We start from the raw sequence: 12,900 nt of genomic DNA on the forward strand, positions 1-12,900 counted from the left end.
GTGTTCAGGCTAACGTGCGCCCGGGGTAGCCGGTAGTCGAGGGGGGCGTTTGACCCCCGCAATTCACCTGGCAAATTTATCTCGATGTCAAGATAGTTGCCGGCCTCTAGTAAGCTTGACGGTGGTCGTGACGGCCACACTGAATAAAGAGGAGAAATTTTTGTCGAAGATCAAGGTTGAAGGAACAGTAGTCGAGCTCGATGGCGACGAGATGACCCGCATCATCTGGCATGCCATCAAAGAAACGCTCATTCACCCGTACCTCGATATCGACCTCGAGTACTACGACCTCTCCATCCAGAAGCGCGACGAAACCAACGACCAGGTCACGATCGACGCCGCCCACGCCATTCAGAAGTACGGCGTCGGCGTGAAGTGCGCGACCATCACCCCCGACGAAGCCCGGGTGGAAGAGTTCGGTCTCAAGAAGATGTGGCTCTCGCCGAACGGCACCATCCGCAACATCCTCGGCGGCACCATCTTCCGCGAGCCGATCGTCATCTCCAACATCCCGCGCCTCGTGCCGGGCTGGAACAAGCCGATCATCATCAGCCGTCACGCCTACGGCGACCAGTACAAGGCCACCAACTTTCGGTTCAAGGGCAAGGGCACGCTCAGCATGACCTTCACCCCGCAGGACGGCAGTGAGCCGTCCACCTTCGAGGTGTTCGAGGCTCCGGGCGACGGCGTCGCCATGGGCATGTACAACCTCGACTCGTCGATCACCGACTTCGCCCGCGCCACCCTGGCTTACGGCCTCGAGCGCAACGTGCCGGTCTTTCTCTCGACCAAGAACACCATCCTCAAGGCCTACGACGGTCGCTTCAAGGACATCTTCCAGGACATCTTCGACGCCGAGTTCAAGGCCGGCTATGAAGCGGCCGGCCTCACCTACGAGCACCGCCTCATCGACGACATGGTCGCCTCGGCCATGAAGTGGGAGGGCGGCTACCTCTGGGCCTGCAAGAACTACGACGGCGACGTTCAGTCCGACACCGTTGCGCAGGGCTTCGGATCGCTCGGCCTCATGACCAGCGTGCTCTCCACTCCTGACGGCAAGATCGTCGAAGCTGAAGCCGCGCACGGTACCGTGACCCGTCACTACCGTCAGCACCAGCTCGGCAAGCCCACCTCGACCAACCCGATCGCGTCGATCTACGCATGGACCCGCGGTCTGTCGCACCGCGCCAAGCTCGACAACAACAAGGCTCTGGCCGAGTTCGCGTTGACCCTCGAAGACGTCGTCATCAAGACCGTCGAAAGCGGCAAGATGACCAAGGACCTCGCGCTCCTGGTCGGCCCGGAGCAGAAGTACCAGACCACCGAGGAATTCCTCGCCTCGCTCGCCGAGAACCTGCAGACCCGCCTGGCGTAGCCGGCACCAGCGTATCGGAAGGCCTCGACCGTCATCGGTCGGGGCTTTCGTGCGTTCTGCGTGACTGCAGGCGAGGCATTCCTCGGTGGCGCTCGGCTGCAGTCACGCGGGAGAATGCAGTCATGTCCCGCCTCCTCGCGCTCGTGCGCCGATATCCGCTCGTCGCCGCCACAGTGCTCGTCGGCGTGCTCGGGCTCTCGCTCGGAATCTTCGATCACGCGGATGCCGTGCGCTGGTTGTTCAGCGCGTTCGGCATCGCGGCCGCCCTCGTTTCGTCCGTCGGCATGGTACGCCAACTGTTCCGGGGCAGCTTCGGCGTCGACCTGCTCGCCATCATCGCGATCGTCGCTACCATCCTCGTGGGCGAATACGTGGCGACCCTGCTCATCGTGCTCATGCTGTCGGGTGGCGCGGCCCTCGAGGATTATGCCGCTGGCCGCGCCGCGCGAGAACTCGACGCGCTCCTGAAACGTGCGCCTCAGATCGCTCATCGCCTCGACCCTGACTCGGGTGAGGCTGCGGATGTGCCGGCCACCGAGGTGCGCGTCGGCGACCTGCTGCTCGTGCGCCCGTCGGAAATCGTGCCGGTCGACGGGCAACTGCAGAGCGACACTGCCGCATTCGACGAGTCCTCGCTCACCGGTGAGAGCCTCCCGGTTGAACGCAGCGTCGGAGACCCGGTACTGAGCGGATCCATCAACGGGCAAATCGCAGCCACCTTGATGGCCACGGCGACCGCCGCGAACAGTCAGTACCAGCACATCATCGCCTTGGTCGAGGAAGCGTCAAGCAGTAAAGCCCCGGTGGTGCGCCTCGCCGACCGCTACGCCGTTCCGTTCACGGTGGGCGCTCTCACCCTGGCCGGTCTCGCCTGGGCGCTGTCCAACGATCCGGTGCGGTTCGCCGAGGTACTCGTAGTGGCGACGCCGTGCCCGCTGTTGCTCGCCGCGCCGGTCGCGTTCATGGGCGGCATGAGTCGAGCCGCTCGGAACGGGATCATCGTCAAGGGCGCAGGCGTGCTCGAAGCCCTCTCCCGTGCCAAAACTGTCGTCTTCGACAAGACCGGAACGCTCACCTACGGCACGCCCTCGATCAGCGAGGTGCGCCCCGAAGCGGGCTTCAGCGCTGACGAGCTCCTGACTCTCGCGGCGTCGGCCGAGCAATATTCGAGTCACGTGCTGGCGGCATCCGTTATTGGCGCCGCGCGCGAGCGCGGTCTCGTGCTTCACACGGCGGATTCGGCGAGTGAGGCCGCAACCTTCGGCGTCGAGGCCCGATTCGGGCCCGGAACCGTGCGGGTCGGCAAGCTCTCGTTTATCAATGACGGGGCAGCGGATGCGACGGCTACGCACCTTGCCGGCGGCGAGCTGGCCATGTACGTCGCCGTGGACGGACGGTTCGCCGGCAGCATCGTGGCCAGCGACCGGGTGCGCGACAACTCCCGCCAGAGCGTCGCTGACCTCGCCCGTCTCGGCGTGCGGGAGAATCTCATGCTCACGGGAGATGGCCGAGCCACCGCCCAGCACGTGGCTCGCCAGGTCGGCATTGTGCACGTGCGAGCGGACTGCCTGCCGCGTGACAAGGTCGAGGCGGTGCGGGCGCTGACCCGGCGGCCGGTGATCATGGTGGGCGACGGCGTCAATGACGCCCCGGTGCTCGCGGTCGCCGACGTGGGCATCGCGATGGGGGCGAAGGGGGCGACGGCGGCGAGCGAATCGGCCGACGTGGTCATTCTGCTCGACGATATCTCGCGCACGGTGCGGGCCGTGCGCATCGGCCAGGACACGGTGCGGGTGGCGTTGCAGAGCATCTGGCTCGGCATCTTCCTGAGCGTCGCGCTCATGGTGGTCGCGGCGTTCGGCCTCATACCGGCGACGGCCGGAGCGATCAGCCAGGAGGCCGTCGACCTCATCACCATTCTGAACGCGCTGCGCGCCACCGGCGGTCGCCAGGATGCCGTGGGGGCTCCGCGTGAATCCGTCGGCGGTGCAGCGGCCCCACTGGAAACCAGCGAAGGGGCAGGCAGACCGGTGCTCCCTTCAGTAGACAGACCCGTCTGATTCAGGGGCCGCTCAGGGGCTAAATTGAGCATTAGTCAAGGTAACGATCGTGTTACCGAGCATTCTGCACCCTGTACGACGGTGTCGCCTGTGCGATACGTTCACGAGCACGTTGTGCCCCGAACTGGGGCAGAGCGGCCAGCGCACTCCGATCCGATTGGACACGCACGTGAGATCACAGTTCAGGCGAACCACACTCCCGCCCGAAAGCCCGCAGTTCGCTCTCCACCAGATGCGGCGGGTGATGGCACTCTGCGTGACCACGACCCTGGTCGCGGCCGGAGCCCTCGTGGGCGTGAGCGGCGCGGCGGCCGCCCCGATGGCTCCCGGCCTCGGCGGCATCATCGGCGCGGGCAGCCCGGTCACCGACTTCACGGACGGTCGCTACATCGTCACCCTGGCCGACAACGCTGTTGCCACCTACACCGGCGGTGTCGACGGTTTTGCACCGACCACACCGGATGCCGGCGCCCGCCTCGATCCGCACAGTCGCGCCTCGGCGAGCTATTCCGACTACTTGGGAGGAAAGCAAAAGGAGGCGGCGGCCTCCGTTGATGCCACGATCGACTACTCTTACACCCTGGCCCTGAACGGGTTCGCCGCCGAACTGACCGCCGCGCAGGCTGCCAGGCTGTCGGCCGAGAAAGACGTTGTGGCCATCTCGCCTGACGAGCTCAAGCACCTGACCGCTACCTCGTCGACCGAGTTTCTCGGACTGTCCGGCGATGACGGCGTCTGGGCGTCCACCGGCGGCGCCGACAACGCCGGCGAGGGCGTCGTCATCGGCGTGCTCGACACCGGTTTCGCACCGGAAAACCCCTCGTTCGCCGGCGACGCGCTCGGCAGCACGGCCGGTGACGAGCCCTGGCTCGACGGTGACACAATCACCATGACCAAGAGCGACGGCACCGTCTTCACCGGCGAGTGCGTCACCGGCGTACAGTTCGACGCCTCGGACTGCAGCACCAAGGTGGTCGGTGCGCGCTACTTTGTGACCGGCTACGGCGCCGACCGCATCGGCGGGGTCGACGAGGGCGAATACCTGTCGCCGCGCGACGGCGACGGCCACGGGTCGCACACCGCGAGCACCGCCGGCGGCAACCACGACGTGACCGCGACGATCAGCGGCCTGGACTACGGCCTCATTTCGGGCGTTGCCCCGGCCGCCAAGATCGCCGCCTACAAGGTTTGCTGGACGGCTGCTCCCGGCGGAGACGACGGCTGCGCCACCTCCGACCTGCTGGCCGGTATCAACCAGGCCGTCGCCGACAACGTCGACGTTCTGAACTACTCGATCGGCGGGGGAGCGGCCGACACCACGGTCTCACCGACCGACCAGGCCTTCCTCGGCGCGGCCGCAGCGGGCATCTTCGTGGCCGCCTCGGCCGGCAACTCCGGCCCCGGTGCGTCGACGCTCGACAACGCCTCGCCGTGGATCACCACGGTCGCCGCGAGCACTATCCCCGGCTACGAGGCCACCGCCACCTTTGGTGACGGCACCGCCTACGCGGGCGGCTCGATCTCGGTCGACCGTACCCCGGGTTCGACCCCGCTGGCAGGCACTCTCGTGCGCGGTGACCTCGTTGCGGCGTCCGGCCACGACCCGGCCGACGCTCTGCTCTGCGGCCCCGATTCCCTCGATCCGGCGCTCGTTTCCGGAACCATAGTGCTCTGTGAGCGCGGCATCTACGACCGCGTCGCGAAGTCCGCCGAGGTTCTCCGGGCTGGCGGCATCGGCACTCTGCTCGTGAACAGCGTTCCCGGCTCGGTCGACACCGACGAGCACACCGTGCCCACCATTCACCTCGACTCGCCATACTGGGAGGCGACGTTTGCCTACGCGGGTAGCGCCGCGGCATCCGTTATATTCACCGACGGGAATACGACCAGCTACACGCCGCCGACACCGCAGGTGGCCGGGTTCTCCTCACGCGGACCGGTGCTTGCCGACGGTAGCGACATTCTGAAGCCCGACGTGACCGCGCCCGGCGTGGCCATTCTTGCCGACGGTCCGAACGCAGAGGGTGGAGAGCCGACCTGGCAGTTCCTCTCCGGTACGTCGATGTCGAGCCCGCAGATCGCCGGACTCGCCGCGCTCTATCTCGGTGAACGACCGCTCGCCACCCCCGGTGAGATCAAATCGGCCATGATGACGAGTGCCTATGACACCGTCGATGCGGGCGGCGACACCGTCACCGACCCGTTCACCCAGGGCGCCGGACACGTCGACCCGACGAAAATGTTCGAACCGGGCCTGCTCTACCTGAACGACACCGAGGACTGGTACTCGTACATTCAGGGCATCGGTTATGACGTCGGCTCCGACCCCGTGGACCCGAGCAACCTCAACCTGGCCTCCATCGCGATCGGGTCACTGACCGCGCCGGAAACCATTACCCGCACCGTCACGAGCACCGAGGCCGGCACCTTCACGGCCCAGCCGGTGACAGTACCGGGCATCGACGCTGTCGTCTCGCCCAGCACGCTGAGCTTCGGCGCTGCCGGCGATTCCGCCAGCTACACGGTGACGTTCACTCGAACGGATGCCCCGCTCGATACGTTCTCGACCGGCTCGCTCAACTGGGTGAGCGGCTCGGGAACCGTGGTGCACAGCCCGGTCGCCATCCAGCCGGTGACCCTCGTGGCACCGGCCACCGCCAACGGCACCGGGGTCGACGGTTCGGTCGACGTGTCGATCACCCCCGGAGCTACCGGGGATATCGCGCTGAACTTGACCGGTCTCGCGGCCGGACTGCACCAGAGCGACCCGGCCGACCCGGCCAGTCCGAACACCGGATCCGGCACGGCCGGCGACGAGTACAGCTACCAGGTGGAGGTGCCGGAGGGCACCCAGCTCGCCCGGTTCGACCTCGACGCGGTCGACCAGACCGCCGACCTCGACCTGATCGTCTACCGTCTGAACGGCGACGGCGGTTCGCCGGTCGCCGGCTGGCAGTCAGCGACCGGCTCGGCCGATGAACTCATCGACCTGGCCAATCCGACCGCCGGTTTCTACCAAGTGATCAACTCCGTCTACAGCGGAACGACCGCGTTCAACCTGAACACGTACTCGGTGCTCGCCGGCGCCGGAGAGGGGTCGTTCGCGGCCGCACCTCCGGTCGTTGCTGGCCAGCAGGGCGTGGCGGCGACGTACTCGCTGTCCTGGGCGGGCCTCGTGCCCGAGACCGGCTACCTCGGTCTCGTCGGTTACGGTGACAGCTCGGTCTCAACGGTCGTCTCGGTCGCCAGCGGCGCAGCTCCCGAGCCGGAGGCGCCCATGAACACGGCGTTGCCGTCGATCGAGGGCACCGCCGTCGTCGGCGCGAAGCTGACTGCCCAGGCGGGGGAGTGGAATGTCGCCGGGCTGGACTACAGCTACCAGTGGCAGGCCGATGGTCGCGACATCGAGAAAGCAACCAAGGTCGACTACAAGCCGACCAAGTCGCTCGGCGGCGAGACGCTCACGGTGGTCGTCACCGCACGGGCCGACGGGATTCCGGACGGCACGGCCACCTCGGCCGGGGTCGTCGTGAAGTACGCCGCCACGGCCGATGTGACGGTCGATTCGAAGGCTAAGCCGCACTCCAAAGGCGTCACGATCGAGGTGTCGTTGAAGACCGACGCACCGCGCTCCGCGCCCCTCGGCACCGTGCAGGTGCTGGTCGACGACCAGAGCTACGACGTGGCGCTTGACCCGAAGGGCAAGGGATCGCTCACCCTGACTGACTTGGACCGCGGCAGCTACACGGTTGTGGCGCAGTACGCCGGCACCGACCTCGTCGCCGCGGCGAACAGCAAGCCGCGCACGCTGACCGTGCGGTAGTCGGCGAGCGCAAACGCGCGCTGCGGCATCCGTTTTTTTGAAGCGGATGCCGCAGCGCGCGTTTGCGTGCGCCCGCTTGCGCACCCCCTGCGTGTGGTACCTGCGGAATGCCCCTATCCGGGGGTCGCCGAGCGCGATACGGTCACCAGCGAACTGTCCCGCGCATCGGAACAGCGACACGTTCCTGTTGTGGAACGAGACCACCTCGCACCCTTATCGGATTGGACACCCACGTGAGTTCTTTCTTCAGGCGCACGATGTCTGCGCCGGATTCAGCGCTGAACCCAGCGTCAACATCCCGCACGCGCCGCCGCGCCACAATCGCGGCCACCGTCACCATCGCCCTGGTGGGCGCTTCAGTACTCGTCGGCGGCACCCTGCCCGCCGGCGCCGCCCCGACCGCGACCGGCCTCTCCGGCAGCATCGCCTCTCCCGGCGGGCAGCGGATGGATTTCACCGCCGGACGCTACATCGTGACCCTCAGTGACGAGGCCGTTGCGCTGTACCAGGGCGGGGTCGACGGTTTCTCGGCGACCATGCCAGACGCCGGAGCCAAACTCAACGCTCAAAGCCGCTCGGCCGAGACCTATAAGGACTACCTGGCGCGCATCCAAAGCGAGGTGGCAGCATCCGTTGATGCCAAGGTGGCGTATTCCTACACGCTCGCCGTCAACGGATTCGCAGCGCAGCTCACCGGCAAGCAAGCGGCCGCCCTGGCCGTGAAGAAGAACGTGGTGTCGGTTGTACCCGACGCCCTCCGGCACGTGACCGCCGAGTCGTCGACCGACTTTCTGCGGTTGAGCGGACCGAACGGACTGTGGTCCAAGCTTGGCGGAACCAGCGAGGCCGGTAAGGGCGTCGTGATCGGTGTGCTCGATACCGGCATCGCCCCCGAGAACCCGTCCTTCGCCGGGTCACCGCTCGGGACGAATCCCGGAGACGAGCCCTGGCTCGACGGTGACACGATCACCATGAACAAGGCCGACGGAACCACATTCACGGGCACCTGCCAGACCGGCGAGCAGTTCGCTGCGAGTGCCTGCAGTACCAAGGTGATCGGGGCGCGCTACTTTCTCGACGGCTTCGGCGCCGACCAGATCGGCGACGCGTCAACCGGCGAGTACGTCTCTCCGCGCGACGGTGACGGTCACGGTTCGCACACCTCGAGCACGGCCGGCGGCAACGCCGACATACCGACGACCATCAACGGAGTCGACTTCGGTAACATCTCGGGCGTAGCCCCGGCCGCCAAGATCGCCGCATATAAGGTGTGCTGGTCCGGCCCGGACAACTCGGTCACGACCGACGACGGTTGCACCGACACCGACATCCTGAAGGCTATCGACCAGGCCGTCTCCGACGGCGTCGACGTGATCAACTACTCGATCGGCGGCGGCCCCGCGCAGACCACGTTCTCGCCAACCGACCAAGCCTTCCTCGGCGCGGCGGCAGCTGGCATCTTCGTGGCTGCATCCGCTGGTAACGACGGTCCAACGGCATCCACCGTAGAGAACGTGTCACCGTGGATCACCACGGTCGCCGCCAGCACCATCCCCTCGTATGAGGCCACGGCCACGCTCGGTGATGGTTCTACCTACGCCGGTGCTTCGATCACGGTCGACCGCACGCCGGGGGCTACCCCGCTCTCGGGCAACCTGCTTCGGGCCGACCTCGTAGCGGTGGACGGCTTCGACCCGGCCGACGCGCTGCTCTGTGCTCCGGGCTCCCTCGACCCGGCCAAGGTGGCCGGCGGGATCGTCTTCTGCCAGCGCGGCGTCTACGACCGGGTGGCCAAGTCGGCCGAGGTACTGCGAGCGGGCGGCAGCGGCATGCTGCTGGTCAACCGCACACCGGCCGACGTCGACACCGACGAACACTCGGTGCCCACCATCCACCTCGACGCTGACGCTTTCGACCCGGTCTTCGCCTACGCCGCAACGGATGGCGCGACCGTCACGTTCACGACGGATAACACGACCGCCACGCAAACGCCGGTGCCCCAGATGGCCGGATTCTCCTCCCGCGGGCCGGTGACCGCCGACGGCGGCGACCTGCTCAAGCCCGATATCGCTGCGCCCGGGGTGAGCATTCTGGCCGACGGACCCAACGCGGAGGGCGGCGACCCGACCTTCCAGTTCGAGTCGGGTACCTCGATGGCCAGCCCGCACATCGCCGGCCTCGCCGCACTCATCCTCGGCTTCCGCCCGCTCGCGACCCCCGCCGAGATCAAGTCCGTCATGATGACGACCGCGAAGAACACGTTCGATGCCACCGGTGCCCCGGTGACCGACCCGTTCGCGCAGGGTGCTGGCCAGGTCAATCCGTCCTCGTTCGACTTTCCGGGACTGGTCTACCAGAGCGGCCCGGCGGACTGGCTGGCCTACCTGCAGGGGATTGGCTTCGACGCCGGCGTGGTGCCGATCGATGCCAGCAACCTGAACCTCCCGTCGATTCAGATCGGAGCGCTGACCGCACCAGAAACCATCACCCGCACGGTGACCGCCGTACGGGTCGGCACCTACACGGCCATCCCGATCGAGATTCCCGGCATCACCGCCGTGGTTTCTCCGGCCGAGATGACTTTCAGCGCCGTGGGTGAGAAGCAGAGCTACACGGTGACCTTCACTCGAACGGATGCTCCGCTCGACCAATACGCCACCGGCTCGCTGGACTGGGGCTTTGGAAACGGTGGTTCGGGCGACCCGGGCGACTTCTTCGACGTGGTGCACAGCCCGATCGCCGTTCGTCCGGTCACCGTCGTCGCTCCCACCGAGGTGGCTGGTACCGGCCTCGACGGTTCGGTCAATGTCACGGTGGCCCCGGGCGGATCAGAGCCGGTAGCGCTGAACCTCAGCGGCCTGGCCAACGGGGTACATCAGAACAACGCTACGGACCCGTCCGCTTCGCACACCGGCGAGGGCGTGACCGGCGACCAGTTCACCTACCAGGTAGAGATTCAGGCAGGCCGGCTTGCCCGCTTCGACCTGAATGCCGTCGACGATTCGACCGACCTCGACCTGTTCGTGCTACTGCTCGACGGCGCCGGGGGCAACCCCGTTGCCGGCTGGCAGTCGGCAACGGGTTCCGCTGATGAGCACGTCGACATTCCCAGCCCGGAGGCCGGTTTCTATCAGGTCGTTGTGGACGTGTTCTCCGGTTCGACGGCGTTCGACGTGAACACCTTCTCGGTCGCGTCCGGAGCGCCGACAAATGGGTTCGCCGCGACGCCGGCGACGATCCAGGGGCCGCAGGGCGTGCCGATCACGTACACGCTCAATTGGGCCGGACTCGTGCCGAACACGCCGTACCTCGGTGTGGTCGACTACGGGGACAGCACAGCCTCGACGGTTCTCGCCATCGCGGCGAGCGAGGGTGACAACACCCAGGCCCCGGTGAATACCGGAGCGCCGAGCATTTCCGGTAGGCCGCAGATCGGTTCGGTCCTGACGGCTGATCCCGGCCAGTGGAACGTCGAAGGCCTCGATTTCGGTTACCAGTGGCAGAGTGACGGCGTCGACATCAAGGGTGCGATGTCGGCAACCTTCACGCCGACGGCCAAGCTCGCCGGAACGACGCTGACCGTGGTCGTGACCGGGTCGGTGCCGGACGGGCCGAGCGCAGCGGCCACCTCGGCCGGTGTCCTGGTGAAGTATGCCGCCACGGTCGCGGTGACGCTCAACCACCGGGCCGTCTTCTTCTCCAGCCGGGTCACCGTGTCCGTGACGGTCACCAGCAAGGGAGAGGTCGGTGACAGCGCCACCGTGACGGTCGACAAGCGCCGGTTCACCGTGGCGCTCGATGCGAACGGGCACGGCAGCGTCACACTGCCGCAACTCGGTCGCGGCCTCTACAAGGTGGTCGGGCACTACGCCGGCAATGACGCGGTCGCCGCGGCGAACAGCCCGGCCCGCACCCTGCTGGTCGTGCGGTAGCCCCGCACGCGGTACTCGGGCCCCGTGCACTCCGCACGGGGCCCGAGCTTTGTCTCGTCCCGACCGGCTCCGCGCTCTGTCTGTACGGGCCCCGTCTTTTTCTAGACGGGGCCCGGGCCCCGTCCACGGGCCCAGTTTAGAAACTGGGCCCGTGGACATAAGGTGGGCCCGGCGACGATGAGGGCGACGGATGCGGCACCGTCGCCTTCACGCCTGTCCCGGGTTGTGCCTGTTCGCACTTTCCGGGCCCGGGCCCGGACACCTGGCCCAGGCTAGATCACGGTCCCGGTTGCCTCCGGTGGGCCCGGGCGGGCCCGCGGCAGCTTAAGCTGTAGGGATGCGAGCGGCGGGATGGATGCGGGGGCGACTCCGGGCATCCGCTATAGCCGGACCCGGCGCACCCGGGTCGAGCGCCGCCGGATCGGGCGCAACCGGCGCGAGCCCGAAGCCGCGGCTGAACCGGGACGTGATCGTGCTCGGCGTCATCGCATTCTTCGTGATGGTCGGGTTCGGCGTTGTCGTTCCGGTGCTTCCGGTCTACGTGCAGAGCTTCGGGGTCGGCAACCTCGAAGTCGGCGCGGTCGTGTCCGCCTTCGCGCTGATGCGTTTCGTGTTCAGCCCGGCCTGCGGCCGCCTGATCGACTGGGCGGGGGAGCGCACCGTGCTCGCCGTCGGCATCGGCATCGTCGCGCTCTCCAGCGGACTGGTCGGAGCCGCCGACAGCTACCTGCAACTGTTGCTGCTGCGCGGCGCGGGCGGCATCGGCTCAGCCATGTTCTCGGTGTCGGCCATGACTCTGCTGCTGCGCACGGCCGAGCCGGGCCGGCGGGCCCGCGCGATCGGGTTCTACCAGGGCGGATTCTTGATCGGCGGCATGGCCGGCCCCGCGATCGGCAGCCTGCTCGCGACCATATCCCTGACCGCACCGTTTTTCTTCTACGCCGGCACCCTCACCGTTGCCGGGCTGGTCGGACTGCTTCTGCTGCGCTCGGGAGGGCGGGGCAGCGCGCTGGCCGCGGCCGACGCATCCGCTGTGCGCACACCGTTTCGCACCGTGCTGCGCGACGAGCGTTTTCGCGCGGCCTGCACCGCCAACTTCGCGCAGGGCTGGACATCCCTCGGGGTGCGAACGACTCTCATTCCGCTGTTTGTGGTGGTGGTGCTCGGCGGGACCAGCTCGTGGACCGGCATCGCTCTCGCGGCTGCGGCGGTGGCCCAGGCACTCGCGCTGGCGCCGGCCGCCCGGTTCGTCGACACCGTCGGGCGTAAACCGGCAATCATCGGGGCATTCACCGTAGCCGGGCTGGCGATCGTGGCCATCTCGTTCGCGCCGAACATCTGGGTGCTCGGCGCCCTGCTCTGCGTCTACGGGGTCGCCGCGGCGTTCATGGGCACCGCGCCGGCCGCAGCGGTGGGCGATGCTGCCGGCGCTCGCGGGGGACGGCCGGTGTCGGTCTTCTCCATGTGTGCGGATGCCGGTGCCATCGTCGGTCCGCTCGTCGCCGGCCTGCTGGTTGACACCTTCTCGTTCTCGGCCGGATTCGCGGTCGGCGGGGTGTTCCTGGTCATCGCGGCCGCCTACGCGTTGCGGATGCCGTCGGAGCGCCGCGCCGTCGCCTAACTGCGGATGCGCGTGACTGATTCAGGAAAGTTCGGCGCGGCGCACCGAGCTTCCGCAGGAGTGCGAGACGTTCCCTGGCCAGCGCAACC

At 67.5% G+C, this 12,900-nt stretch carries 5 protein-coding genes; all 5 read left to right on the plus strand.

What is annotated here, in order from left to right; genetic code table 11:
- The first annotated feature begins 160 nt into the window (after positions 1–160).
- The 5 genes from QMF22_RS01465 (at position 161) to QMF22_RS01485 (ending at position 12,811) form a co-directional block, all read left to right on the plus strand.
- A complete protein-coding gene (locus tag QMF22_RS01465) occupies positions 161–1,375 on the plus strand; it encodes an NADP-dependent isocitrate dehydrogenase (protein ID WP_283449631.1) in 1,215 nt (404 codons plus the stop codon).
- Between the two features lie 122 nt (positions 1,376–1,497).
- Complete coding sequence (locus tag QMF22_RS01470) at positions 1,498–3,435, plus strand: heavy metal translocating P-type ATPase (protein WP_283449634.1); 1,938 nt, start codon at positions 1,498–1,500, stop codon at positions 3,433–3,435.
- A 256-nt stretch (positions 3,436–3,691) separates the two neighbouring features.
- Positions 3,692–7,258, plus strand: coding sequence for a S8 family serine peptidase (locus QMF22_RS01475; RefSeq protein WP_283449636.1), 3,567 nt, complete (start codon positions 3,692–3,694; stop codon positions 7,256–7,258).
- Between the two features lie 257 nt (positions 7,259–7,515).
- On the plus strand, positions 7,516–11,190 hold the full coding sequence (locus QMF22_RS01480; RefSeq protein ID WP_283449638.1) for a S8 family serine peptidase: 3,675 nt from the start codon (positions 7,516–7,518) through the stop codon (positions 11,188–11,190).
- A 355-nt stretch (positions 11,191–11,545) separates the two neighbouring features.
- A complete protein-coding gene (locus QMF22_RS01485; protein WP_283449640.1) occupies positions 11,546–12,811 on the plus strand; it encodes an MFS transporter in 1,266 nt (421 codons plus the stop codon).
- The last annotated feature ends 89 nt before the right edge of the window (positions 12,812–12,900 follow it).

The organism is Cryobacterium sp. PH31-L1 (assembly GCF_030063145.1).
Taxonomy (GTDB): domain Bacteria; phylum Actinomycetota; class Actinomycetes; order Actinomycetales; family Microbacteriaceae; genus Cryobacterium.